This window comes from Methylobacterium sp. W2, from assembly GCF_020662345.1.
Classification (GTDB): Bacteria; Pseudomonadota; Alphaproteobacteria; order Rhizobiales; family Beijerinckiaceae; genus Methylobacterium.
In genome coordinates this window covers 42835-66313 of sequence record NZ_VMOA01000018.1, presented here as the reverse complement: position 1 = coordinate 66313, position 23479 = coordinate 42835, and the positions used below count along the sequence as shown (strand labels likewise).

Genomic DNA, 23479 nt, shown 5'->3' with positions numbered 1-23479 from the left:
CTATTGCTCCGCGGCCGACTCGCGCCCGTCACGGGCGCTCGACATGGGAAGGAGGAGACGGAAGGTGGTGCGGCGCGGCACCGGATCGCATTCGACGATGCCGCCGTGATCGCCGATGATCTTGGCCGCCAGTGCAAGTCCGAGGCCGGACCCCTGCGCCTTCGTGGTGACGAAGGGGTCGAACAGGTCGGGCAGGAGCTCGGCCGAGACCCCCGGCCCGTTGTCCCGCACCGCCACTTCGATGGGCAGGCTCACCCGTTCCCGCGTGCCGGGCACCTGCATCTTCAGCCCCGTGCGGAAGGCGGTGGAGAGGGTGATCTCGCCGTCCACCGCATCGGCGCCGATGGCCTCGGCGGCGTTCTTGACGAGGTTGAGGATGACCTGGATCAGCTGGTCGCGGTTGCCCAGGACCGGGGGCAGCGACGGGTCGTAGGTCTCGACGAAGCGGATGTGCCGGGCAAAGCCCGACTGGGCCGAACGCTTCACCTGGTCGAGCACCCCGTGCACGTTGACCGGTCCGCGCTCCACCGGGCGCTCGTCGCCGAACAGCTCCATCCGCTCGACGATGCGGACGATCCGGTCGGATTCGTCGCAGATCAGCCGGGTGAGCAGGCGGTCGTCCTCGGTGCCCGATTGTTCGAGGAGCTGCGCCGCCCCGCGGATGCCCGCGAGCGGGTTCTTGATCTCGTGCGCCAGCATGGCGCCGAGCGCGATCATCGAGCGGGCGGCGCCGCGATGGGTGAGCTGCCGGTTCATCTTGTCGGCAATGGTGCGCTCCTGGAGCATCATCACCACGGAATCCTCCTCGTCGCCGAGGGGGGTCGCGAAAACGTCGACGTTGCGTTCCAGGCCGGAGCGCGGCTGGACCAGTTCGACGCCGTATTCGCTGACGCTCGCCCGGCGACGGCGCACTTCGGCCACGAGGGCGCTGATCGGGGACGAGAACGGGATGATGTCGCGCAGGTGCCGGCGCTGCATCAACCGGGCGGAATGGTCGAAGAACGTCTCCGCCGCGTGGTTCACATGGAGGATGCGGTCATCGGCGCCGATGGTGATCACCGGCAGCGGCAGGGCGTTGATCACCGCTTCGCTCGTGGGCGGCGCGATGGACCGCGTGCCGTGTTGCTTGTCCGCGCTCACGCTGCCTCCTCGGTGACGAATGGTATGCGCGGGTGCCGCATCGCCCGTGAGAGAAGGTCGGCTGCGACGGCCGGATCGGTGGTGGTGAGAAGCCGCGTCCTATCGTCGGGGCCGAGGGCGCCGGATCCGTCCACATAGGCCGCCAGGTGCTTGCGCGCGTGGCGCACGCCCATGGCGGGGCCGTAGAGCGCGAGGAGCCCCTGGTAATGCTCAAGGGCGAGGGCGGCCTTCTCCTCGGCGCCGAGGGAACGCGGCGCAAGGCCGGCGAGACCGGCGGCGATCTCGCCCACCAGCCAGGGACGGCCGAGAGCCGCGCGGCCGATCATCAGCCCTGCGGCGCCCGAGGCGGCGAGGCAGGCCCGCGAACCGGCGAGATCGACGACGTCGCCATTGGCGATGACCGGGATCGAGACCGCGTCCACCACGGCGCGGATGGCGGCCCAATCGGCCTGGCCCTTGTAGAATTGCTGCCGGGTGCGGCCATGCACGGTGACCGCCGCGAGGCCGAGTCCTTCCGCGCGCCGGGCGAGATCGGGGGCATTCAGGCTCGCATGGTCCCAGCCGAGGCGCATCTTGACGGTGACCGGGATCGCCACCGCCGCGCGGACCGCCGCGAGGATGCGCGTGGCCCCCTCGATGTCGCGCATCAGCGCGGAGCCCGCCTCGCCGCCGGTGACGGTCTTGGCCGGGCAGCCCATATTGATGTCGATGACATCGGCGCCATTCGCCTCGGCCAGCCGTGCGGCCTCCGCCATCGATTCGGGCACGCAGCCGGCGAGCTGGACCACGTGGGGATCGACCCCGCCGCCCTCGGCCCGCAGGCGCGCTTCTTCCGCGCCACGGGCGAATTCCGCCGCCGCCACCATTTCCGAGACGACGGCGCTTGCACCCAGACGCCGCGCGATGCGACGCATGTGCAGGTCAGTGACGCCCGACAGGGGGGCGAGCAGGACCGGCACCGAAGCCGCGGCGCCTGCCTCCTCGCCGACCTGCCCCTGGCCATCGCCCAAGCGCAGAACGCTCAAATAATCATCAGCTTTCATTGTGCCCAACAAATAGACAATCGCCGGGGCGACGCAAGCGCCTTGCGCGATTTGATTTCAGGCTATGCCCCGCTTAAACGACACACCACCCCAGCTATTCACGCCACCTCGAACCTAAGCGGGAGCACTTTTTCATGTCCGGCACCGCCTGGAACGCCGCGGTGGTCGTCGCAGCCGGCCGCGGGATCCGCATCGGCGGTGACGTTCCCAAGCAATATCGCAGCGTCGGCGGACGCGCGGTCCTCACCCGGACCCTCGCCGCACTGGCGGCCCATCCCGACCTGACGCTGATTCAGCCCGTGATCGCCGCGGATGCGGCCTCGTTCTACCACGCCTGCGTCGCGGAACTCGACCCCGTTCTGCGAGCCAAGCTCGCGGCCCCCGTCGAGGGCGGTGCCACGCGCCAGCAATCCGTCCGGGCCGGTCTCGAAGCCTTGGAAGCTACGTCGGCGGCAACGGGCAAGCCCAGTCTCGTCCTGGTTCACGATGCCGCCCGTCCGCATGTGGACACCGCCTTGATCGACCGCGCCCTCGTCGCCGGCCGGGATTACGGCGCGGCGGTACCCGGCATCGCCGTCACCGATACGATCAAGCTGGTCGAGGATACCGGGGCGGGGATCGGCCGGGTGCGCGAGACCCCTGCCCGCGAATCCCTGCGTGCCGTCCAGACCCCCCAGGCCTTCGCCTTCGCGCGCCTCCTCGCCGCCCATCGCAAGGCGGCGGAGGCGGAGATCCACGGCTTCACCGATGACGGGGCCTTGGCCGAATGGGCCGGGCTCGACGTGGTGGTGTTCGAGGGCGACCCGCGCAACCGCAAGATCACCCAGCCCTCGGACCTGATCGAGGCCGACCGCGGCTTTTCCGGCAACGATGCCCTGCTCTCCGAACCAGAGACCGATTCCATGACGACCTACGTGACCCGCCTCGGGACCGGCTTCGACGTTCACGCCTTCACCGAGGGCGACCATGTCTGGCTCGGCGGCGTGAAGATCCCCGCCGATCGCGGCGTGCTGGCCCATTCCGACGGTGACGTGGCGTTGCACGCCCTCACCGACGCCCTCCTCGGGGCGATCGCGGACGGCGACATCGGCACGCATTTCCCGCCGAGCGACGAGCAATGGCGCGGCGCCTCGTCCGACCGCTTCCTGGCCCATGCGGTGAAGCTCGTCCGCGACCGGGGCGGCCGGATCGACCATCTCGACATCACCGTCCTGGCCGAGGCCCCGCGCATCGGCGCCCACCGCGAGGCCATCCGCGCCCGCATCGCCGAGATCTGCGGCGTGCCGCTGAGTTCGGTCTCGATCAAGGCGACGACCACCGAGAAGCTCGGCTTCGTCGGCCGCGCCGAAGGGCTCGCGGCCCAGGCGGCGGCGACGATCCGCCTGCCCGAGGCGGACGACCTGTCCGGGACCGACGCCGCGTGATCGACGACCCGGCGCTCCTCGCCCGCGCCGAGGCGCTGGTGGCGGCCTATGCCGCTGCCGGGCTTCGCGCGGCCTGCGCCGAATCCTGCACCGGCGGCCTCGTCGCCGGGCTGCTCACGTCGGTGCCCGGCTCTTCGGCGGTGGTCGAGCGCGGCTTCGTCACCTATTCCAACGCGGCCAAATCCGAGATGCTCGGCGTGCCCGCCGATCTCATCGCGACCCATGGGGCGGTGAGCAAATCCGTGGCCCGCGCCATGGCGGACGGGGCGCTCGCCCATTCGAACGCGGATGTGGCGGTCTCGATCACCGGCATCGCGGGGCCGGGCGGCGGCAGCGAGGCGAAGCCCGTGGGCCTCGTCCATTTCGGCCTCGCCCGCCGGGGCGCCGCGACCCGGCATATCGAGCGCCGCTACGGCGATCTCGGCCGCACCGAAATCCGCCGCCTCGCCGTGGCGGAGGCGCTGGACCTGTTCGGCAGGGCCGTGGAGCCGGTCGAGGGGGACTGAGCGCCTTTTTTAAGTGTTTTTCCAGGGCTCTACCTCATCCTGAGGTGCCCGCGTCAGCGGGCCTCGAAGGAGGCCTCCAGACACCAAAGCGATTCCTGGAAGCCTCCTTCGAGGCCGCTCCGCGGCGCCTCAGGATGAGGTGGTCGGCTGGGATGGCGACTTTGGTCTCACCCTCCGCTGAGACATCCGATCAGACTGGCGTTCACTCGGCGACTTCGCCGAGGATCGCGCCCGTCTTCGGATCGGCATCGAACTTCATCTTCTGGCCGTTCTTGATGCCCTCGCCGTCCCAATGGCCGTCATCGGCCTCGAGCTTCGTGATCTCGGTGTAGCCCTCGGCCATCAGTGCCTTCCTGACCTGATCGATCGGCAGCCAGTCGGGGCCGGGCTGGTCCGCCACGGCGAAGCCGGAGAGGCCTGCATTCAAGGCGAGGGCGAGGACGAGAATCGGGATCGGTCTCACGGGGGTGTTCTCCGGTGGCGTTGCGCCCCGGTATTTAGGGCTCCGGGCGGCATCCGTCCGCCTGTCCCGTCGAAGAACGGGCTCCGACGCGTCACGCGGCACCGTAGACCCGGTCCGCCCTGCTCTCGAACGCGTCGGTGAATTTGCGGAAGGCGCGGTCGAACATCGTGCCCATGAGCAGGCCGAGGGTGCGGCTCTTGAACTCGTAGGTGATGAAGAAATCGACGTCGCAGCCGCCGGGCGACCTGTCCTTGAAACCCCAGCGGTTCTCGAGGTGCCGGAACGGGCCGTCGATGTATTCGGCGACGATTTTCAGGTTCTGCGGGTCGAGGGTGACGCGGGTGGTGAAGCGCTCGCGGATCGCCTTGTAGCCCACCCCCATCTCGGCCACGAGGATCTCGGTGCCGTCCGGGCCGGGCTGGCGGCGCAGGACACGCAGGGATTCGCAGAGCGGCAGGAATTCGGGATAGCGTTCCACGTCGGCCGCGAGGTCGTACATCTGCTGCGGCGAGTGGCGCACCGCGCGGTTGATCCGGAAGGAAGGCATCGGCCCTCAGGCGTTAGCAGGCGCGAGCCGAGCGAGCCGGGCGGCCTTCAATCGTGAAAAATCCTCGCCCGCATGGTGCGAGGAGCGGGTCAGGGGCGTCGCCGAGACGAGGAGGAAACCCTTGGAATAGGCGGTGGTTTCAAGGGTCTTGAATTCGTCGGGCGGGACGAAGCGCTTCACCTCGTGGTGCTTCTTCGTCGGCTGCAGGTACTGGCCGATGGTGAGGAAGTCCACATCCGCCGAGCGCAGGTCGTCCATGAGCTGGACGATCTCGTTCCGCTCCTCGCCGAGACCGACCATGATGCCGGATTTGGTGAAAATGGTGGGGTCGAGCTCCTTCACCCGCTGAAGCAGGCGCACCGAATGGAAGTAGCGCGCGCCGGGGCGGACGGTGAGGTAGTTGCCCGGCACCGTCTCCATGTTGTGGTTGAACACGTCGGGGCGCGCCTCCACCACCAGTTCCAGCGCGCCGTCCTTGCGCAGGAAATCGGGCGTGAGCACCTCGATCGTCGTGGCGGGGCTGCGCTCGCGGATGGCGCGGATGGTGCGGAAGAAATGCATGGCCCCGCCATCGGCGAGGTCGTCCCGGTCCACCGAGGTGATGACTACGTGGTGCAGGCCGAGCTTGGCCACGGAATCGGCGATCTTGGCCGGCTCGTCCCCGTCGAGGGCGTTGGGCAGGCCGGTGCGCACGTTGCAGAAGGCGCAGGCCCGCGTGCAGGTGTCGCCCATGATCATGAAGGTGGCGTGCTTCTTCTCCCAGCACTCGCCGATATTGGGGCAGCCGGCCTCCTCGCAGACGGTGACGAGGCCGTGCTCCTTCACGATGGCGCGGGTGGCGTTCCAGCTGGGCGAACCCGGTGCCTTCACCCGGATCCAGTCGGGCTTGCGCTGGATCGGGTTGTCGGGGCGATGCGCCTTTTCCGGGTGCCGGGGGCGCTGGTCGTTTCGCAGGAGGTCGAGGACGACGGCCATGGCATACCGGGCAAGCTGCGCCGGCAATGGGCCGGCGCTCGGATCGAAACGTAATGACTCGGCTCCCGCATCGCAAACGATCGGGAAACGATCCGCCGAACCTGTCAGTAGCTCATGCCGCGCCCGCGGATGGCCCTGTAGATGGTGATGATGATCACCGCCCCGGCCGTGGCCGAGAGCAGGTTGCGCCAGAAGCCATAGACCGGGATGTGGAGCTTGGCGGCGAGATAGTTGCCGAGAAGACCGCCGAGGATGCCCATCGCGATGTTGGCGAAGAGGCCCATATTCGCCGAGGTGAATTGTTCCGCGAGCCAGCCCGCCAGGGCGCCGATGACGATCGCCATGAACAATCCCACGCCCGGTTGCCCCAGCGCACCGTAGACTTCTCCGTTCATACCCGTCGCTCCCTCAGAAGGATCGGGGCGTGCCGGTCGCCCCGCTACGGATCCTACCTGTGATGCTCTCCCCCGCGACGCAAGTCGCGGCGGCTCGGGGCAGGACGAGGTTTCCCGCGCCGATCGGCCCGTGGCGGTGGGGACTGCCGATCCTCCGACAGGTTCGGCGCGGACCGAGGGGCATAGGTTGCGTCAGCACCAAGCATGGCACCCGATGGATGGAAGAAGGGTATTAGATATTCATGATTAATATTAACTATATTTCTAGCGATGCCTGCATATACCCGTAAAATTCTACGTATTGATTTCAGTCGACTTGTCAGTATCTCGTTAACGATATCTTAACTATCGCCAGGTGGCCGCGACGTCATTCCCGATGGGCGGACCTTGGAGCGAGTGCCGTGAGTCGAATTCTTCTGACGGGTGCGACGGGGCTCATCGGCGGTGCCGTCCTGCACCGTGCCCTGGTGGCGAAGACGGATACGGAATGGGTCTGCCTGGTGCGGGCCTCGGACGAGGAGGCCGGGCGTCAGCGCATCGCGGCGCGTCTCGGCCGCTTCACCAGCGCCCTGAACGCCCAGCGTCTCGCGCAACGCGTGGAGATCGTGGCGGGGGATTTCACCTCGGCCGACCGGATCGCCGATCCGCGCCTCGATTCGGTGACGCAGGTCCTGCATCTGGCCGCCGATACGTCGTGGTGGGCGCAGGAAAAGGTCCACCGGACCAACCATGACGGCACCCTGGCCCTGGCCCGGCGCGCGGCGCGGATGGTGCGGCTCGACCGGTTCCTCCATGTGAGCACGGCGATGATCTGCGGCGGCAACCCGCCCGCGATGGTGGACGAGACGCGCTACCCCGACGCGGAGGCCACGCATCTCGTACCCTACAGCGCCTCGAAGGCCGCGGCCGAGACGTCGCTGGCAGCCTGTTTCGCCGACCTGCCCCTCATCGTGGCGCGCCCCTCCATCGTGCTCGGCCACTCGACGCTGGGCGCCCGGCCGGGAGCGAGCATCCTCTGGGTGATCCGCGCCTGCGACCGGCTGCGGCTCGTCGCCGGCGACCGCGACGGAACCGTCGACATCGTCCCCATCGACTGGGTGGCCGACACCCTGGTGGAGATGCTGGCGAGGCCCGCCCTCGCCCACAGAATCTATCACCTCTCCGCCGGCAGGGTGAGCCGCACCCGCTGGAGCGACCTCGGACGCACCCTCGACCGCGTCGACCCGGCCGACGGCCCGCGCCATTACGACGAATTCTCCGCCCGCGACCGGGCGACCCTGCACGCACGCTTCACCGAGGTCTTCGGCATGGACGAGGCGATCAAGGTGGCGATGTTTCGGGCGCTGCAGGCTTATTACCGGTTCTGCGAACTCGACGTGACCTTCGACAATACGCGCCTCCTGGCGGAGGGCTTTCCCCCTCCCCCCGCGCTGTCGCAGTATATCGGCCGCTGCATCGAGACCTCCGGCGAGATCATCGACCAGTTTCGCGAGGATTTCGGGCAGTTCGCGGTCGGGTCTGCGCCGCGGCGCGAGGCGGCCCGCCCGGCGCCCTCGCTGCCCGAGACGATGCCGGCGCGGGAGATCAACACGCGACCGCGCTCCCAACGTGGCTGATCGATATCCTCGTGACGAGCCCGTGAGGGTCGGCCCGGCCCGGCGCGCGTCCGGGTCGCGCTGTCTCGTGGCGGACGCGCGCGGTGAAGACGGTGTTCCGAAGGCGTGGAAGGTGCCATGACCGGCGGTGACGCGGAACGTCTCCGACGCAGAGGGAGCACTCCAGCCAATGACCATGATCGAGTTCGTCCAGGACGGTGTTCTTAAAAAAACCTCCGGCAGCTACTTCCGCGGCGAGAATCCCAGCTTCTATCCAACCGACTCATCGCTGCAGCGCGACGACGCCGTGGCGGAGTATCTCGTCAAGGGCCTGATGCCCGAGCGGCCGTTCATCGACAAATCGGCGTCGATCGTCGCCTTCGGCTCCTGCTTTGCTTCGCACGTGGCGGATTACCTCCATGAGGCCGGCTACAACGTCACGAACAAGAAGCGCAGCAAGGCCTATGTGACGCATATGGGCGATGGGATGGTGCATACCCATGCGATCCGGCAGCAATTCGAATGGGCCTGGCTCGATCGCGTGCCGAGGCAGGCGCTCTGGCACGGCTACAAGGCGGAAGATTTCGGCTACGACGAGAGTGCCCGGCTCGAGACGAAGCAATTGTTCGATGAGGCCGATGTCTTCATCATCACCTTTGGCTTGAGCGAGATCTGGTACGACGACGTCACCAAGGAGGTCTTCTGGCGGGCGCCGCCGCGGGAGGTCTTCGATCGCGAAAGACACAAGTTTCGTGTCAGCGAATTCGGAGAAAGTCTCGACAACATTCGAGCCATCTACGCGCTCATTCGGCGGTTCCGGCCTTCGGCGACGATCATCTTCACCCTGTCGCCGGTGGCTTTGATGGCGACGTTCCGTCCCCTCGCCTGCGAAGCCGCGAACTCCGTCTCCAAAGCGATCCTGCGCGCCGCGATCGACCAGCATTATCGCGAGACGAAGCCGGAGGACGACAAGCTGTTCTATTTTCCAAGCTACGAGATCGTCACGACCAATTTTCTCAATCCGTTTCGGTCGGATCGGCGTCACGTCTGCCTGCAGGTGGTCGATCTCAATATGACGATCTTCGAGAACTACTTCTGCCTGAACGACTTCCCGCAGGATTTCGTCGGTGAGGCCTTCCGCGCGGCCCTTCGCGAAGACAAGGTCATTGCCGGCGGCGACCGGACCTGGGACGAGATCGACGAGGCCAGGATCGATGCCATCAAGGAGCGGCGCCGAGCCCTGAGGGTCGAGCTGAGGGCAGCCGAAGCCGAACGGCGACGGGCCGAACGGATTCAGGAACGTCAGGCCGCACGACGCAAATCTCCATAGCCATTGCATGGCGAGCCGGGGCAGGTCGGGTCGACGTTTCGTCACCCCTCGGGGTAATCGCTCGAACAGGCACCCCCTGGCGTTCGCTCCCTTCTCCCTTTGACGTAGCCAATGGGCTGGCCGGCCATTAACCTGAGCGGAGGCGTCCGGCTCGGGCGCGGATCCAGGGTCACGACCATGCGGAATCGATCGAAGCTCGGCCTTGCGGCTCTGGCGGTGGTGCTTCTGGGCGGAGCGGCGTTCCTCCGCTTCGTCGTCTACCCTGAGAAGGCCAGTCTCGACGCCTCGGCTGGGATAGGATCCAACCCCACCCTCCCCGCGCCGAACCCGACGCTGATGCCCACCGTGAACATCGCCCGCGTCGCCCGCTGGGAGAACGGCGCTAAGCCGAAGGCGGCGGCGGGGCTGCAGGTCGCGGCCTATGCGGACGGGTTCGAGCATCCGCGCTGGATGTACCTCCTGCCCAACGGCGACGTGCTGGTGGCGGAGGCGAACAAGCCCAAGACCGACGACCCCTCCACCGGCATCGCCGATTGGGTGGCCGACAAGGTGAAGAGCATGGCCGGCGCCGGGGTGCCGAGCCCGGACCGGATCATTCTCCTGCGCGACACAAATGGCGACGGGATCGCCGAGGAGCGCCACGTCTTCCTCACCGGCCTGCATTCGCCCTTCGGCATGGCGCTGGTTGGCGGCGACCTCTACGTCGCCAATGCCGATGCCCTGGTGAAGGTGCCCTATGCAAAGGACCAGACCACGATCGCCGCGAAGCCGGTGAAGGTCGTGGACCTGCCGTCCGGCATCAACCACCATTGGACCAAGAACGTCATCGCGAGCCCGGACGGCACCAGGCTCTTCGTCACCGTGGGCTCGAACAGCAATGTCGGTGAGAACGGCCTCGACAAGGAGACGGGCCGCGCCGCGATCTGGGAATACACCCTCGCCACGAAGCAGATGCGCGAATTCGCCACCGGCCTGCGCAACCCCAACGGCCTCGCCTTCGAGCCCACCGGCGGTGCCCTCTGGACGGCGGTCAACGAGCGCGACGAAATCGGCAGTGACCTCGTGCCCGATTACGTCACCTCGGTGAAGGAGGGCGGCTTCTATGGCTGGCCCTACAGCTACTGGGGCAAGCGCGTGGACGAGCGGGTCCAGCCGCAGAAGCCCGACCTCGTCGCCAAGGCCATCGCGCCGGACTACGCGGTCGGCACCCACACCGCGTCGCTCGGCATCGCCTTCTCCAACGGCTCGACCCTTCCGGCGGCGTGGACAGGCGGTCTTTTCGTGGCCCAGCACGGCTCATGGAACCGCCGCCCGAAGAGCGGCTACAAGGTGATCTACGTCCCCTTCAAGGACGGCAAACCCGCCGGTCAGCCGGTGGACGCCTTGACCGGCTTCCTCGATGCCGACGAGAGGGCGCAGGGGCGGCCCGTCGGCGTGATCCTGGACAAGACCGGGGCGCTGCTGGTGTCGGACGATGTGGGGAAGGTGATCTGGCGGGTGAGCGGTTCGGCCGGGACACAATAATCGAACGCCAATCTCCGGGTCGACTGGTTCAGTCTCTGCGGAAGCGGACGCCAATCGTCTCATGGCCACCGTTTTTCGAGCTGGATATCTCGCAATACGAGCAATCACCTACGGCAGATCGTGCGAGGTTTTCCTGGGCGGTCGATCGTACGAACTTGCGCCGGCGGGTAAAAGTCGGAAGAGATTCGCCGGGGGCGCGGTCTCGGTGCGGTGCCGGACCGGGTTTCCCCGGTCCGATGTGCCCCTGTCGGTAAAAGCATGACCAAGCCCAAAGACAAGGCCGTGGTCCGATCTGCCCGGGAAACCCTCAGGCTGTGTCGCGACGATGTCGAGCAGGGGCGCTGGCACGACGTCGTCGCTCGAACACACGACCCCGCCCTGACCCTGTCCCTGCCGCAACTCCTCATCTACCGCTTGGACGGTGCTCTCGCCACCGGACAGGACGACGTCGTCGATGATGTCGCTCGCCACGTCTCATCGCTGACGGGCAGAGAGGCCGTTGCGTATGCCGTCATCCGCGAACTGGTCGCGAACCGCAAAACTGGTCTGGCGGGACGGATCCTGCTCGATAACGACTTCCTGCACGCCGATCATCGCCTCTTGGACGCGGCCGACAGCATCATCAGAAACACGCTGGACGAGGATCTGCAGGCTGCCTTGGGCGACCTGATGAAGACTGTCAGTCGTGGCGGATCGGACATGAAGCCGATGCCCACGGAGTTCCGGTTCGCTCCCCAGCCCCCGATCGATCAGCCGGGCAGCGTGAAGGTTCAACGATCGTCCGCGACCGCCCCTCATCATGTCATCGCCTTACGGCGGGAGGCCCGGTCGTTCCGACAGGTGATCGTCGCTCAGGTCCAGCCGGAGGTTCTGGAACTCCGCGACGTGTTCACGAGCGCGATCGGTCAGGTCTGGACCGAGGACGGCCGGATCCTCCGGCAGCGGAAATCACCGATCCCGTGGGTCGAACGATCTGCCGTCCCTCAGATCGGCATCGCCATGTCGTCCAATCGGCCCTCGGCCGGAATCTATCACTGGCTGGTCGATCACCTTCCCCGCCTGGCCTTCCTCGGCGACAGCGGGCTGATCGCGGACGACACGTTCAAGGTTCTGTTGAACGGCGCCAATCCCGGCTTCGAGCAGACCTCGCTCGAGATAATCGGTCTCGGTGCGTCGACCCATCGCGTCGACCGACCGGTCTTCGTCGAACGCCTTCTCGTTCCGGTCGTGCGTTTCGAGGGGATGGCCGGATGGCGGCATCTCGACAGCGTCTTCGCGGTGATGGCCGAGCGGGCGATCGCGATGGCGCGCGCTCACGGTGTGACGCTTCCGGAGCGGGTCTACATCACCCGACGGGACGCGAAGCGTCGCCCGCTCACCAACGAGGCCGAGGTCGAGCGGGAGATGCAGGCCCACGGATTCGAGATCGCCGAATTCTCCACCCTCCCGCTCTGGCACCAGATCGCCATCGCCCACCAGGCGTCGGTCATCGCCTCGCCGCACGGTGCGGGCCTCGCCCATCTCATTTTCTCTCGCCCGAAAACTCGGGTCATCGAGATTCTTCCCATCAAGGACGGGGCCTACAAACTACGCTTCAACTATGCGCGCCTCTGCCTCACAAAGGGGCACGATTACGTCGCCTGGATGGAGCCCCAGCCGGTCAAGATCGATGCCTGGACGGTGGACCTGCCCGCCTTCGGACCGTTTCTGGCCCGGACGATGCGGGTAGCGTGACGGCGGCCTGCCGCAGAGACAACGGCCCGTCCAAAACGAGCACTTCCCGATGGTCTTGCGTGACTTCGGCCACGAGAGTTCCGTGATCCCGTCTCGCCACCTGCGTGATCCTTACTGTTCCTCATCATAAACGACCACCGGCGTAGAGCCGTATCGCGTGTCGAACGGATCGCGATAGGTTCGACTCACCGAAACGCCATAGCTTTCCTCCTCCCACGCTCTGTCTCGCGCGCTTTGGCCGACGATCCCGCGCGCACGGTATCCACGTGGTTCGACCTGTCCCGTTCGAGGCCGGCGCAGGGCGGCGACGGGCGCAGCGAGGCCGCCCTCCACGGTGATGCGCGTCCCGCCCATCCCCTGCTGCTTCACCAGGGCGAACAGCGTCGCGGCATTGCGTGGTGAGAGGCGGACACAGCCATGCGAGGCCGGGCGGCCGAGATGGCGGGTCTGGTTGGTGGCGTGGATGGCGTGGCCGGCCTGGGTGAAGAAGATCGCGTGCGGCATCGGCGCGTTGTCCCATTCGCGGGACCGATACGTCCTCTCCATCCGGAACGGCCGGTAGGCGCCGTTCGGCGTGTCGTAGCGGGCGAGCCCCGTGGAGACCGGCCAGACATGCCGGGTTGCGCCGTCCACCGCGACGCTCATGCGCTGCGCATCCTTGTCGATGGTCACGCGCATCTCGGCCGAAGCGGAATGCAGGGGCGCCGCCAGGGCGAGGCCCAGCAGGGCAGTGGCGAGACGGCGGCGCATGATCGTCCTTGTTGTGATGCGAGGGTACATGCCCTGGAACGGTCGCGCTTCAAGCGATGTGGTCTGCTTAGACCTCGTCTCAGCCCCGCATGGCGGCGCGGACATAGCCTCGCGAGATCAGGCGGCTGGTCTCGCGGGCGCGGCGCTCGGCCTGCATCAGGTCGGACAGGGCGTCGGTGATGGCGCAACGGAGCGCGATCTCCGCATCCCCCGCCGTGCTGGTGAGATAGGCCTGGGCGATCTCCTCCACCGGGCAGTGAACGCCCGGCGCCGCCTCACCCTCGTTTCTGATCTTGGTCAGCGTCTTCGGCATGGCCCGTCTCCGACTCGCGTTGAGAACGAAGACAGAACACGCCGGGAGGGTTAACGGATCCTTAACGGGGTCGCGAGAAGGCTGTGGACATCCACGCGATGGGAGTTCGCGCTCGTACCGGACGACGAGGACGAGACCTCATCGTCGTCTGCCCGCGCGACCGCGCGGCGGCGGGGGCCGCCGAACGCGCCGAGGACGACCGTCGCTCGGGATCAGCTGTGGATCACCTTGCCGTAGGCGTCGAGCACGCTCTCGTGCATCATCTCGCTCAGGGTCGGATGCGGGAAGACCGTGTGCATCAGGTCTTCTTCCGTCGTCTCCAGGTTCATGGCGACGACGTAGCCCTGGATCAGCTCGGTGACTTCCGCCCCCACCATGTGGGCGCCGAGCAGCTGGCCGGTCTTGGCGTCGAACACCGTCTTCACCAGGCCGTCCGGCTCGCCGAGCGCGATGGCCTTGCCGTTGCCGGCGAAGGGGAAGCGGCCGACCTTCACGGAGAAACCCTGCTCCTTGGCCTTGGCCTCGGTGAGGCCGACGCTGGCGATCTGCGGCTGGCAATAGGTGCAGCCGGGGATCTTGGCCTTGTCCATGGCGTGGGTGTGCAGCCCCTTGATCGTCTCGACGCAGAGCACGCCCTCGTGCTCGGCCTTGTGGGCGAGCATCGGCGGTCCGGCGACGTCGCCGATGGCGTAGACGCCAGGCACGTTGGTGCGACCGAGGCCGTCGGTGACGACGATGCCGCGCTCGATGCCGATGCCGAGCTTTTCGAGGCCGAGATTCTCGATGTTGCCGACGACGCCCACCGCCGAGATCAGCTTCTCCGCCGTCAACTGCTGGCTCTTGCCGTCCGTGGTCTCGATGGTGGCGGTGACGGAATCGGCCGCCTTCTCCACCTTCGTCACCTTGGCGCCGGTGAGAATCTTGATGCCCTGCTTCTCGAAGCGCTTGCGGGCGAGGCCGGCGATCTCGGCATCCTCCACCGGCAGGATCTGCGGCAGCAATTCGATCACCGTCACCTCGGCCCCCATGGTGCGGTAGAACGAGGCGAACTCGATGCCGATGGCGCCCGAGCCCATCACGAGCAGGCTTTTCGGCATCGTCTCCGGCACCATGGCCTCGTAATAGGTCCAGATTTGCTTCTTGTCCGGCTCGATGCCGGGGATCGCGCGGGGACGGGCGCCGGTGGCGACGATGATGTGCTTGGCCGAATAGGAGCCGGCGGCGAGCGCCCCCTTCGGCGCAGGCGCGCGGCTCGTCTCCTTCACCGTGACCGTGCCGGGCTCGTTGCCCTTGGCTGCGGCCTCAATGGTGGCCTCGCCCCAGATCACGTCGACCTTGTTCTTCTTCAGAAGCATGCCGACGCCGCCGTTGAGCCGGGTCGAGACCCCGCGCGAGCGCTTGACGATGGCGGCGGTGTCGAATCCGACCTTCTCGGCCGAGAGGCCGTAATCCGAGGCGTGCTGCATGTAATGGTAGATCTCGGCGGAGCGCAGCAGCGCCTTCGTCGGGATGCAGCCCCAGTTCAGGCAGATGCCGCCGAGATGCTCGCGGTCCACCACCGCGGTCTTGAACCCGAGCTGCGCCGCCCGGATCGCGGCGACGTAGCCCCCGGGGCCGGCGCCGATGACGAGGATGTCGTAGGTGTTGGACATGGCGGGCGCGCTCCTACTTCCCTCTGTCCCTGCGAGGAGGGTCGGGGATGGGGTTAGTCTCGCTGCGGTCGGGATCCCTAGCTCCGGGGACCAACGCGCTTGCGAAGGTCGGCCAGAGAGACCTTCTCACGAGGTAAGACGAACGGTACTTGAGTCCTGCCGGCTAACCCAAAGATGTCGCCGCTTTCACTTTCGAATGTCGCAAACGCGAGAGTGTCTGAAGAAATACATTCCACCCCGCCGCGCTGGCGCGACCACGCATTAACAGTTCTCGGACCGTAGTCGAAGCAGAGGCTGGTCTCGCTCACTGGCTTGCCGGCGTAGGGACGGAAGCCTCCTGTTTCCTTGAAGCTCCATTTGCCTTCAAGAACCACGGGGTTGCCGGGAAACCAAAGATAAACGGAGCCGTTGGGGGCGATGTAGGTGATCTGCGAGCCGAACTGAAAAGCCTTGACGTTCCTCGTCATGCCGACGAATGCGGCCTTTGCCTCATCGACGCTCATCCGCTTTCGCTCCGGACGGAGTCCGGCATCTTCTCTAGCGGAGAGAACCTTCGCCTCGTTCGCCGCCCGATCTTCGCCCGAGACGCAGGCAGTAAGTCCGAGACCGACGAGCAAGGCCGAGATGAGCTGGAATGTCGGCCGGATCACACCAGCATCCCCATCGGATGCTCGATCAGGCTCTTGAAGGCCGAGATTAGTTCGGCGCCAAGCGCCCCGTCGAGGACGCGGTGGTCGCAGGAGAGGGTGGCGGTCATCACCTGGACCACCGCCGGGGCGCCGTCCTTCACCACCACGCGCTTCTCGCCGGCGCCCACCGCCAGGATCGAGGATTGCGGCGGATTGATCACCGCCGTGAAGTGCTTGATGCCGAACATGCCGAGATTCGAGACCGAGGTGACGCCGCCCTGGTACTCCTCCGGCTTCAGCTTTTTGGCCCGCGCCCGGCCGGCGAAATCCTTCATCTCGTTCGAGATGGTGGAGAGCGTCTTCTGGTCGGCCTTGCGGATCACCGGGGTGAACAGCCCGCCGTCGATGGCGACGGCCACGCCGACCTCTGCATTGTTGAAGCGCAGGATCCGGTCCTCGGCCCAGACCGCGTTGGCGGCCGGCACCCGCATCAGCGCGAGGCCCATGGCCTTGATGACGAAGTCGTTCACCGAGAGCTTGAACAGCGGCTTGCCGTCCTTGGTGGTGCCGGCGCTCTTGTTGAGCTGTTCGCGCAGGGCCATCAGCGCGTCGAGCTCGCAATCGACGGTGAGGTAGAAGTGCGGCGCCACCTGCATCGCCTCGGTGAGGCGCTTGGCGATGGTCTTGCGCATGCCGTCGAGGGGAACCTCCTCGAACGTGCCCTTCTGGTAGAAGCCGCGCACCTGATCGGTGGTGAGGCCCTGGGCGGCGGCCTTCGGTGCGGGTGTTGCGGGAGCCGGAGCGGCCGCCGGTGCGGAGGCGGGGGCCGCCGCCTTCGGTGCGCCGGCCTTGGCCGAGCCGCTGGCGATGGCGGCGCGGACGTCGCGCTCGATCACGCGGCCATGCGGACCGGATCCGGAGACGGCGGAGAGGTCGATGCCTTCGAGCTTGGCGATGCGGCGCGCCAGGGGCGAGGCGACGATGCGGCCGCCCTGCCCGGCCTGGGGTGCGGCCGCACCATCCGGCTGGGCACCGTCCGGCGCCTCGTTCACCCGCGCGTAGGATTTGTGGCCGTCGCCGGGGGTGGTGTTCAGGGCGGGCGTGTCGCTCTTCGGAGGCTCGGCCTTGGGAGCGTCAGCCTTGGGAGCGTCGGCTTTCGGGGCCTCCGCCTTCGCGCCGCCATCGCCCGCGGCCCCGACGGTCTTCGGGTCCTCGCCCTCGGAGGCGATGATGGCGATGAGGTCGTTCACCGGCACGTCGGCGGTGCCCTCGGCCACGATGATCTTGGCCAGGATACCCTCGTCGATGGCCTCGACCTCCATCGTCGCCTTGTCGGTCTCGATCTCGGCGAGGACGTCGCCGGATTTGACCGCGTCGCCCTCCTTCTTCAGCCATTTGGCAAGGTTGCCCTTCTCCATCGTCGGCGACAGGGCGGGCATCAGGACGTTGATGGGCATCGGTGTGAATCCTGATCGTCAGCGGATGGGCGTGGGCGGGGCGGTCAGTTCAGGGTGCCGCCGGGCGGCATGTCCGGGTCGAAGCTTTCGGAGTCGAGGCCGGCGCGGATGCGCTCGAGCGCCTCCTCCTCCGACATCTCGGTCTCCAGCGCGTAGACCCGCGCGGCCTGGCGAGCGAGGTCGATGAGAAGGCGGCCCCAGGTATAGGGATCGTCGAAGGAGCGGCGCAGGGCCACGCTCACCGCGCCGTCCACGACGCTGGCGCGCACGACTTCGATGCCGCCATTGTTCAGGGCGTCGGGGGGAGCGGAGAGTTCCTGGAACTTGTCGGTCATGGTGCTCAACTCCTCCGAGCCCGTACTCCGATCCGAGACCTCATCCCGAGGTGCCGGAGCGGAGCGGAGGCCTCGAAGGAGCCCTCCCGTTCGAACTGCTGAAACTGGAGCCCTCCTTCGAGGCCCGCGGGCGCGGGCACCTCAGGATGAGGCCCTGGCTAGGACGATGGTCGGTCCGCGATCGCCACCGGCTCACCGATAGCAGACCGCCTTCACCGCCTGGATCACCTCGGCGACGTTCGGCAGGGCCAGTTTCTCGAGATTGGCGGCGTAGGGCATCGGCACGTCCTTGCCGGTGACCCGCAGGACGGGGGCGTCGAGGAAGTCGAAGGCATCGGCCATCAGGCGGGCGATGATCTCGGCGCCGATGCCCGATTGCGGGAAGCCCTCTTCCACCGTGACGCAACGGCCGGTCTTCTTCACCGATTCCACGATCGTGTCGGTATCCATCGGACGGAGCGTGCGCAGGTCGATGACCTCCGCCTCGATGCCCTCTTCGGCGAGCGCCTGCGCCGCCTTCAGCGCGTAGGTCATGCCGATGGAGAAGGAGACGATGGTCACGTCCTTGCCGGTGCGGTGGATGCGCGCCTTGCCGATGGGGAGCACAAAATCGTCGAGCTTCGGCACCGGGAAGGTCTGGCCGTAGAGGATCTCGTTCTCGAGGAAGATCACCGGGTTCGGGTCGCGGATCGCGGCCTTGAGCAGGCCCTTAGCGTCGGAGGCCGTGTAGGGGGCGATGACCTTGAGGCCGGGTACGTTGGAGTACCAGGCCGAGTAATCGTGGCTGTGCTGGGCGCCGACGCGGGCGGCGGCACCGTTGGGGCCGCGGAACACGATGGGACAGCCGAGCTGGCCGCCGGACATGTAGAGGGTCTTGGCCGCCGAGTTGATGATGTGGTCGATCGCCTGCATGGCGAAGTTGAAGGTCATGAATTCGACGATGGGGCGCAGGCCGGTGAAAGCGGCGCCGGCCGCGATGCCGGCAAAGCCGTGCTCGGTGATCGGCGTGTCGACCACGCGGCGGGCGCCGAATTCCTGCAGCAGCCCCTGCGTCACCTTGTAGGCGCCCTGGTACTCGGCGACTTCCTCGCCCATCACGAAGACGGAATCCTCGCGGCGCATCTCCTCGGCCATGGCGTCGCGGAGCGACTCGCGCACGGTCATGGTCACCATCTCGGTGCCGGCGGGGAACTCGTCCATCACCGGCGCGGGCGACTTGTTGGTGATCACGGCCGGAGCCGCCGGCGCGTTCGCCTTGTCGTCGCCGGACTTCGCCGTGGCGGCCGGTGCCGAGGCCTGGCCCTCGGCCTGCATCGTCGGGGTGGGGGCCGATTGCGACGGGGCCGAAGCGTCCGGCTTCGAACCGCCACCCGCCGCCGCCGCGGCCACGTCCTCGCCCTCACCGGCGATGATGGCGATCGGCGTGTTGACCTTCACGCCCTCTGTGCCTTCCTCGATGAGGATCTTGGCGAGGATGCCCTCGTCGATGGCCTCGACCTCCATCGTCGCCTTGTCGGTCTCGATCTCGGCGAGGACATCGCCGGATTTGACCGGGTCGCCCTCCTTCTTGAGCCACTTGGCGAGCTTGCCTTCCTCCATCGTCGGAGACAGCGCGGGCATGAGGATGTCGGTCGCCATGAGGTTTCTGATCCGTAGGTTGGCGGGCGGCCTTCTGGAGAGGAAGCGGCGGCTTCTCGGTCCCTCGCTGCGGCTCTCCCCGTGCCGTCATGGCACGGGAGATGTCCCGGATGGGGGGAGCGTCGCGAGGTCGGCCTTAAGCGCGGGCTTCCAGCAGGATGTCGGTCCAGAGTTCGGACGGATCCGGCTCGGGATCGTGCGTGGCGAACTCGGCCGCGTCGTTGACGGTCTCGCGGACCTTGGCGTCGGTGGCCTTGAGGTCGGCTTCCGGCACACCGTGCATCTCGATCAGGCGCTTGCGCACCATCTCGATCGGGTCGTGCTCGTCGCGCATCTTGGAGACTTCGTCCTTGGTCCGGTATTTCGCCGGATCGGACATCGAGTGGCCGCGATAGCGGTAGGTCTGCATCTCGAGGATGTAGGGGCCCTGGCCGGAGCGGGCATGCTCTACCGCGCGGCTCGCCGCCTCGCGGACGGTGCGGACGTCCATGCCGTCCACCTGCTCGCCGGGGATGCCGAAGGAGACGCCGCGCTTGGAGAAGTCGGTCTGCGCCGAGGCGCGGGCCACCGACGTGCCCATGGCGTAGCGATTGTTCTCGATCACGTAGACCACGGGCAGCTTCCACAGCTGAGCCATGTTGAAGCTCTCGTAGACCTGGCCCTGGTTGGCCGCGCCGTCACCCATATAGGTCAGGCTAACCTTGCCGTTCTGCTTGTAGGCGTCAGCGAAACCGAGGCCGGTTCCAAGCGAGACCTGCGCGCCGACGATGCCGTGGCCGCCGAAGAACTGCTTTTCCTTGGAGAACATGTGCATCGAGCCGCCCTTGCCGCGGGAATACCCGCCGCGCCGGCCGGTCAGCTCGGCCATCACGCCCTTCGGGTCCATGCCGCAGGCGAGCATGTGGCCGTGGTCGCGGTATCCGGTGATGGTCTGGTCGCCCTCGACCGAGGCCATCTGCATGCCGATGACGACCGCTTCCTGGCCGATATAGAGGTGGCAGAATCCGCCGATCAGGCCCATGCCGTAGAGCTGGCCCGCCTTCTCCTCGAAACGCCGGATCAGCAGCATTTCGTGATAGGCGTGGAGGTCTTCCTCCCGGGTGAACTGGGGCGTGTTCGGTGCGGGAGCATGCGCCGGGGCGTCACCGCCCCCCGTCCCCACCTGAGCCGAACCTTTGGCCGAATCGGCTTTCGCCTGACCCGCTTCGTTGGCGGCATCCATCGGCTTTCCTCCCGTGAACGGCTTTTCTGGAACCGTTTCTAGGACAGGGTTTTGCGGAAAGCGAGGCCGTCCCGTCGACAGATCGGCCGAGTTGTCAGGCAGAATGCGGCGGGAAAAACGCGATCACGGCACGATCAGGGATTGATGATCACGACATCGTTCGCGTGGACGCGGCCGAGGACGATGCGGGCACGTTCTTCCAGGAGATCCCGGTCGATCTGCTCGCTGCGCAGGAGCGCCACCCGGTGCTCCCAGATCGCCCGGTCGGCCTTGGCGGCCGTGAGCTCCTGCTTCAGACCGTAGGCCTGGATCTTGAGCGCGCGCTTGGCCTCCAAGCCGCGATTGCCGCTCTCGGCCTGATGCACGAAATAGCCGACCACGAGCGCGGACACGGCGTAGAGGCCGAGCGGCATGAGAACGGAACGGACGCGACGACGGACCACCATGTCCGGACCATCGCGCCACAGGGTTAAGGATGTGTTGCCGATGCCGCTCTCTTTTGTCAGGCCCGCCCGATGATGCGGTTCGACCTCGTCGATCTCGGCCTGTTCCGCCACGTGGCGGAGGCGGGGTCGATCACGCACGGGGCGGCCCGGGCCAATCTCGCGCTCGCCGCCGCGTCGAGCCGGATCCGGGCGATGGAGGTCTCCCTCGGGGCGGCCCTCCTCAGCCGGAGCCGCCAGGGTGTCGTCCTGACGCCGGCCGGGCGTGCGCTCCTCGCCCATGCCCGCACCCTGCTCGAGGGCGTCGACCGGATGCAGGGGGATCTCGCATCCTATGCCGGCGGCGCGATCGGCCAGATCAAGGTCCTGTCGAACACCCACGCGTTGACCGAATTCCTGCCGGAAGCCCTGAGCGCGTACCTCGCCCTCCATACCGGCGTCAGCGTCGATATCGTCGAGCGGACCTCGGACGAGATCGTCGGTCTCGTGGCGGAAGGGGGCGCCGATCTCGGCATCGTCTCCGGCACGGTGGATACGGGCACCCTGGAGACCCATCCGTTCCGCCAGGACAGGTTCGTGGCGGTGCTGCCCTCCGGCCATCCCTTGGGAGCACGGGACGGCGTGCCCTTCGCCGAGGTCCTGGATTACGATCTCGTCGGCCTCGACAGGGCGAGCGCCATCACCCGCTTCCTCGCCGACAAGGCCATGCGCACGGGGCGGCCGCCCATGCGGCTGCGGGTCCAGCTGCGCGGCTTCGATGCGGTGTGCCGGCTGGTGGAATGCGGCGTCGGCCTCGGAATCGTCCCCGAGACCACCGCCCGGCGCGCCGCGCGCTCCATGGGCCTCGACATCGTCCCGCTCCTCGACCCCTGGGCGGCGCGGGACCTCACCATCTGCCTGCGGTCCCTCGACGGGCTGCCGGTTTTCGCGCGGGAGTTCGTCGCCCATCTGCGCGAGGGGGCGAACCGGCCCGGTTTAGGGCTCCCCTCCGGCGCCCGCCTTGGCTAAACACGGGCTCGGGGCACCGGATGGTCCGTGTCCGTCACACCGGTGAAGCAAGGGTTGCCCGGCACCATGCAGGATTCCTCGCGATCCATGCCCGACGCGCCGCTGGTCGATCCGGACGTCCATGTGGAGAGCTTCCGGCAGGCGCGCGAGGCGCGCCGCCTCGAACTCGTGGAAGACTATGTCGAACTGATCGCCGACCTCATCGGCGACGGCGGCGAGGCGCGGCAGGTGGATATCGCCGCGCGCCTGGGCGTCGCCCAGCCCACCGTCGCCAAGATGCTGAAGCGCCTCGCCGAAGACGGCCTCGTGCAGCAGCGCCCCTATCGCGGCGTGTTCCTCACCGAGAGCGGGCGCATGCTCGCGGTCCAGAGCCGCGAGCGCCATCGCATCGTCGAGCACTTCCTCTGTGCCCTCGGTGTCAGCGCCGAGACCGCGCGGCGCGATGCGGAGGGGATCGAGCATCACGTCAGCGCCGAGACCCTCGAGGCGTTTCGCGACTTCACCGAGCGCAAGGGCTGAGGCTCGCCCTCCCGGTGGCATCGTCGCGCGCTGACCGCGCGCGAAGGGGCCGAGGATGTGGTCGTCCTCGCGCGTCATCGCCTATCCAGAGGATACGAGATCCCGTGTCGGAACGAAGCTTTACGGTTTTCGCGCCGAGACATGCCGCGTCGAGCGGCTCGACGGCAGCGGCGAGGTCGGCTCGCGTTCGCGCGACGAGGGGCGGGCGAGCTTGCCGACCTCACCCCATCCGCCCAATCCGATTCCCTTCGCGGGGGCCTGGGATGCCTGGATGACGCCATCCGCAACGGTGAGATGGCCGGTGGCGACGCCGCGTATCATCTCGGGGGCGTATTGCCGGGCCGCGATCCCGTCGAGGGACATGCCTTTGCTGCCGGGCGCCAGCAGCGTGCCGAGGGCGCCCTCCGGCGGGCCGCCGGCAAGGCGCATGACGCCTCCGCCGGTATCGAGGACGGCCGCCGCCGCCTCGATCTCGCCGAAGGCCAGAAGCTTGCCGGCGCGGGTGATGCGCACCTCGTAGCCATATCCCTCCTGGTCTCGATACAGGCGGGTCAGGCCGAGCTGAAGCGATTCGCAGATCATCTGGACGTGGTCGCGCGCGTAATCGTCGCTCGTCATGACGGTCGAGAACACGTCCGGTCCCGTCTGCGTGCTGGCGACAATGTGCTTCAGAAACTCGAGCTTGGTCGATTTCTGCCTGACGGCGAGACCGCGTCTCAATCGGTCACCTCCCGCATCGCGTCCGAACGCCGTGGAATCTAGCGCCGGGAGGGTTTCCGTTCCGTTGCGGAACTCGGTCGCCCTGGAGCGATCGCGTGGTCCGGGGAGAGTTTGCCC

24 protein-coding genes are annotated in these 23479 nt (G+C 67.3%); 8 read left to right on the top strand and 16 right to left on the bottom strand.

What is annotated here, in order from left to right; genetic code table 11:
- Positions 1–1140, bottom strand: coding sequence for a two-component system sensor histidine kinase NtrB (locus tag FPV16_RS12340; RefSeq protein WP_227438473.1), 1140 nt, complete (start codon positions 1138–1140; stop codon positions 1–3).
- Positions 1137–2183, bottom strand: coding sequence for a tRNA dihydrouridine synthase DusB (gene dusB, locus FPV16_RS12335; RefSeq protein ID WP_227438472.1), 1047 nt, complete (start codon positions 2181–2183; stop codon positions 1137–1139). The genes FPV16_RS12340 and dusB overlap by 4 nt, the downstream gene beginning before the upstream one ends.
- Before the next feature lie 134 nt (positions 2184–2317).
- Here dusB and FPV16_RS12330 point away from each other — a divergent pair, with 134 nt between their 5' ends.
- Both FPV16_RS12330 and FPV16_RS12325 read left to right on the top strand, forming a co-directional pair.
- Positions 2318–3607, top strand: coding sequence for a bifunctional 2-C-methyl-D-erythritol 4-phosphate cytidylyltransferase/2-C-methyl-D-erythritol 2,4-cyclodiphosphate synthase (locus tag FPV16_RS12330; RefSeq protein WP_227438471.1), 1290 nt, complete (start codon positions 2318–2320; stop codon positions 3605–3607).
- The gene (locus tag FPV16_RS12325; RefSeq protein WP_227438470.1) at positions 3604–4113 is read left to right on the top strand and encodes a CinA family protein; all 510 of its coding nucleotides are present in this window, start codon (positions 3604–3606) and stop codon (positions 4111–4113) included. The genes FPV16_RS12330 and FPV16_RS12325 overlap by 4 nt, the downstream gene beginning before the upstream one ends.
- Before the next feature lie 202 nt (positions 4114–4315).
- On the opposite strand, the gene FPV16_RS12320 is transcribed toward FPV16_RS12325, so the two are convergent.
- From FPV16_RS12320 to FPV16_RS12305, 4 genes are all read right to left on the bottom strand, one after another.
- A complete protein-coding gene (locus tag FPV16_RS12320) occupies positions 4316–4576 on the bottom strand; it encodes a PepSY domain-containing protein (RefSeq protein ID WP_227438469.1) in 261 nt (86 codons plus the stop codon).
- A gap of 91 nt (positions 4577–4667) precedes the next feature.
- The gene (locus FPV16_RS12315) at positions 4668–5123 is read right to left on the bottom strand and encodes a type II toxin-antitoxin system RatA family toxin (RefSeq protein ID WP_227438468.1); all 456 of its coding nucleotides are present in this window, start codon (positions 5121–5123) and stop codon (positions 4668–4670) included.
- Between the two features lie 6 nt (positions 5124–5129).
- Positions 5130–6098: a lipoyl synthase gene (lipA, locus tag FPV16_RS12310; protein ID WP_227438467.1), complete on the bottom strand. Its 969-nt coding sequence runs from the start codon at positions 6096–6098 to the stop codon at positions 5130–5132.
- 104 nt (positions 6099–6202) lie between these two features.
- The gene (locus tag FPV16_RS12305; protein ID WP_018043105.1) at positions 6203–6493 is read right to left on the bottom strand and encodes a GlsB/YeaQ/YmgE family stress response membrane protein; all 291 of its coding nucleotides are present in this window, start codon (positions 6491–6493) and stop codon (positions 6203–6205) included.
- A 401-nt stretch (positions 6494–6894) separates the two neighbouring features.
- Here FPV16_RS12305 and FPV16_RS12300 point away from each other — a divergent pair, with 401 nt between their 5' ends.
- From FPV16_RS12300 to FPV16_RS12285, 4 genes are all read left to right on the top strand, one after another.
- A complete protein-coding gene (locus FPV16_RS12300; RefSeq protein ID WP_227438466.1) occupies positions 6895–8109 on the top strand; it encodes an SDR family oxidoreductase in 1215 nt (404 codons plus the stop codon).
- A 169-nt stretch (positions 8110–8278) separates the two neighbouring features.
- The gene (locus FPV16_RS12295) at positions 8279–9418 is read left to right on the top strand and encodes a GSCFA domain-containing protein (protein WP_227438465.1); all 1140 of its coding nucleotides are present in this window, start codon (positions 8279–8281) and stop codon (positions 9416–9418) included.
- A gap of 177 nt (positions 9419–9595) precedes the next feature.
- Positions 9596–10942 carry a PQQ-dependent sugar dehydrogenase gene (locus tag FPV16_RS12290; RefSeq protein ID WP_227438464.1) on the top strand — a complete coding sequence of 449 codons (1347 nt, stop codon included), beginning with the start codon at positions 9596–9598 and terminating at the stop codon, positions 10940–10942.
- Positions 10943–11200: 258 nt separating this feature from the next.
- Positions 11201–12676 (top strand): glycosyltransferase family 61 protein, encoded by a 1476-nt coding sequence (locus FPV16_RS12285; RefSeq protein WP_227438463.1) that lies wholly within the window; start codon positions 11201–11203, stop codon positions 12674–12676.
- Positions 12677–12787: 111 nt separating this feature from the next.
- Here the strand turns inward: FPV16_RS12285 and FPV16_RS12280 are convergent, their stop codons facing one another.
- The 9 genes from FPV16_RS12280 to FPV16_RS12240 all read right to left on the bottom strand — a co-directional run bounded on the left by FPV16_RS12280 (position 12788) and on the right by FPV16_RS12240 (position 21118).
- Positions 12788–13426: a L,D-transpeptidase gene (locus tag FPV16_RS12280; RefSeq protein ID WP_227438462.1), complete on the bottom strand. Its 639-nt coding sequence runs from the start codon at positions 13424–13426 to the stop codon at positions 12788–12790.
- Between the two features lie 79 nt (positions 13427–13505).
- The gene (locus FPV16_RS12275; RefSeq protein WP_227438461.1) at positions 13506–13739 is read right to left on the bottom strand and encodes a hypothetical protein; all 234 of its coding nucleotides are present in this window, start codon (positions 13737–13739) and stop codon (positions 13506–13508) included.
- Between the two features lie 212 nt (positions 13740–13951).
- Positions 13952–15391, bottom strand: coding sequence for a dihydrolipoyl dehydrogenase (lpdA, locus tag FPV16_RS12270; protein WP_227438460.1), 1440 nt, complete (start codon positions 15389–15391; stop codon positions 13952–13954).
- A gap of 77 nt (positions 15392–15468) precedes the next feature.
- Positions 15469–16041: a hypothetical protein gene (locus tag FPV16_RS12265; protein ID WP_227438459.1), complete on the bottom strand. Its 573-nt coding sequence runs from the start codon at positions 16039–16041 to the stop codon at positions 15469–15471.
- Positions 16038–17477: a pyruvate dehydrogenase complex dihydrolipoamide acetyltransferase gene (locus FPV16_RS12260; RefSeq protein ID WP_227438458.1), complete on the bottom strand. Its 1440-nt coding sequence runs from the start codon at positions 17475–17477 to the stop codon at positions 16038–16040. The genes FPV16_RS12265 and FPV16_RS12260 overlap by 4 nt, the downstream gene beginning before the upstream one ends.
- Positions 17478–17521: 44 nt before the next feature.
- On the bottom strand, positions 17522–17812 hold the full coding sequence (locus FPV16_RS12255) for a DUF5076 domain-containing protein (RefSeq protein ID WP_227438457.1): 291 nt from the start codon (positions 17810–17812) through the stop codon (positions 17522–17524).
- Positions 17813–18004: 192 nt separating this feature from the next.
- Positions 18005–19450: a pyruvate dehydrogenase complex E1 component subunit beta gene (locus FPV16_RS12250; protein WP_227438456.1), complete on the bottom strand. Its 1446-nt coding sequence runs from the start codon at positions 19448–19450 to the stop codon at positions 18005–18007.
- 136 nt (positions 19451–19586) lie between these two features.
- The gene (gene pdhA, locus FPV16_RS12245) at positions 19587–20672 is read right to left on the bottom strand and encodes a pyruvate dehydrogenase (acetyl-transferring) E1 component subunit alpha (RefSeq protein ID WP_227438455.1); all 1086 of its coding nucleotides are present in this window, start codon (positions 20670–20672) and stop codon (positions 19587–19589) included.
- Positions 20673–20806: 134 nt separating this feature from the next.
- Positions 20807–21118 carry an FtsB family cell division protein gene (locus tag FPV16_RS12240; protein ID WP_027173998.1) on the bottom strand — a complete coding sequence of 104 codons (312 nt, stop codon included), beginning with the start codon at positions 21116–21118 and terminating at the stop codon, positions 20807–20809.
- Positions 21119–21187: 69 nt separating this feature from the next.
- Between FPV16_RS12240 and FPV16_RS12235 the strand changes: the two genes are divergently transcribed.
- Both FPV16_RS12235 and mntR read left to right on the top strand, forming a co-directional pair.
- A complete protein-coding gene (locus FPV16_RS12235; RefSeq protein WP_227438454.1) occupies positions 21188–22123 on the top strand; it encodes a LysR family transcriptional regulator in 936 nt (311 codons plus the stop codon).
- Between the two features lie 66 nt (positions 22124–22189).
- Complete coding sequence (gene mntR, locus FPV16_RS12230; RefSeq protein ID WP_026175811.1) at positions 22190–22642, top strand: manganese-binding transcriptional regulator MntR; 453 nt, start codon at positions 22190–22192, stop codon at positions 22640–22642.
- Positions 22643–22762: 120 nt separating this feature from the next.
- On the opposite strand, the gene FPV16_RS12225 is transcribed toward mntR, so the two are convergent.
- Positions 22763–23362, bottom strand: a complete 600-nt coding sequence (locus FPV16_RS12225; protein ID WP_227438453.1) for a hypothetical protein — start codon at positions 23360–23362, stop codon at positions 22763–22765.
- Positions 23363–23479: the final 117 nt, after the last annotated feature.

Excerpts from the sequence above, each read along its gene's own strand:
- FPV16_RS12315 (WP_227438468.1), bottom strand. The coding sequence starts at position 5,123 with ATGCCTTCCTTCCGGATCAACCGCGCGGTGCGCCACTCGCCGCAGCAG.
- FPV16_RS12330 (WP_227438471.1), top strand. The coding sequence starts at position 2,318 with ATGTCCGGCACCGCCTGGAACGCCGCGGTGGTCGTCGCAGCCGGCCGC.
- FPV16_RS12250 (WP_227438456.1), bottom strand. The coding sequence starts at position 19,450 with ATGGCGACCGACATCCTCATGCCCGCGCTGTCTCCGACGATGGAGGAA.
- FPV16_RS12275 (WP_227438461.1), bottom strand. The coding sequence starts at position 13,739 with ATGCCGAAGACGCTGACCAAGATCAGAAACGAGGGTGAGGCGGCGCCG.
- pdhA (WP_227438455.1), bottom strand. The coding sequence starts at position 20,672 with ATGGATGCCGCCAACGAAGCGGGTCAGGCGAAAGCCGATTCGGCCAAA.
- FPV16_RS12290 (WP_227438464.1), top strand. The coding sequence starts at position 9,596 with ATGCGGAATCGATCGAAGCTCGGCCTTGCGGCTCTGGCGGTGGTGCTT.
- lpdA (WP_227438460.1), bottom strand. The coding sequence starts at position 15,391 with ATGTCCAACACCTACGACATCCTCGTCATCGGCGCCGGCCCCGGGGGC.
- FPV16_RS12240 (WP_027173998.1), bottom strand. The coding sequence starts at position 21,118 with ATGGTGGTCCGTCGTCGCGTCCGTTCCGTTCTCATGCCGCTCGGCCTC.
- dusB (WP_227438472.1), bottom strand. The coding sequence starts at position 2,183 with ATGAAAGCTGATGATTATTTGAGCGTTCTGCGCTTGGGCGATGGCCAG.
- FPV16_RS12260 (WP_227438458.1), bottom strand. The coding sequence starts at position 17,477 with ATGCCCATCAACGTCCTGATGCCCGCCCTGTCGCCGACGATGGAGAAG.
- FPV16_RS12285 (WP_227438463.1), top strand. The coding sequence starts at position 11,201 with ATGACCAAGCCCAAAGACAAGGCCGTGGTCCGATCTGCCCGGGAAACC.
- lipA (WP_227438467.1), bottom strand. The coding sequence starts at position 6,098 with ATGGCCGTCGTCCTCGACCTCCTGCGAAACGACCAGCGCCCCCGGCAC.
- FPV16_RS12255 (WP_227438457.1), bottom strand. The coding sequence starts at position 17,812 with ATGACCGACAAGTTCCAGGAACTCTCCGCTCCCCCCGACGCCCTGAAC.
- FPV16_RS12305 (WP_018043105.1), bottom strand. The coding sequence starts at position 6,493 with ATGAACGGAGAAGTCTACGGTGCGCTGGGGCAACCGGGCGTGGGATTG.
- FPV16_RS12235 (WP_227438454.1), top strand. The coding sequence starts at position 21,188 with ATGATGCGGTTCGACCTCGTCGATCTCGGCCTGTTCCGCCACGTGGCG.
- FPV16_RS12295 (WP_227438465.1), top strand. The coding sequence starts at position 8,279 with ATGACCATGATCGAGTTCGTCCAGGACGGTGTTCTTAAAAAAACCTCC.
- mntR (WP_026175811.1), top strand. The coding sequence starts at position 22,190 with ATGCAGGATTCCTCGCGATCCATGCCCGACGCGCCGCTGGTCGATCCG.
- FPV16_RS12280 (WP_227438462.1), bottom strand. The coding sequence starts at position 13,426 with ATGCGCCGCCGTCTCGCCACTGCCCTGCTGGGCCTCGCCCTGGCGGCG.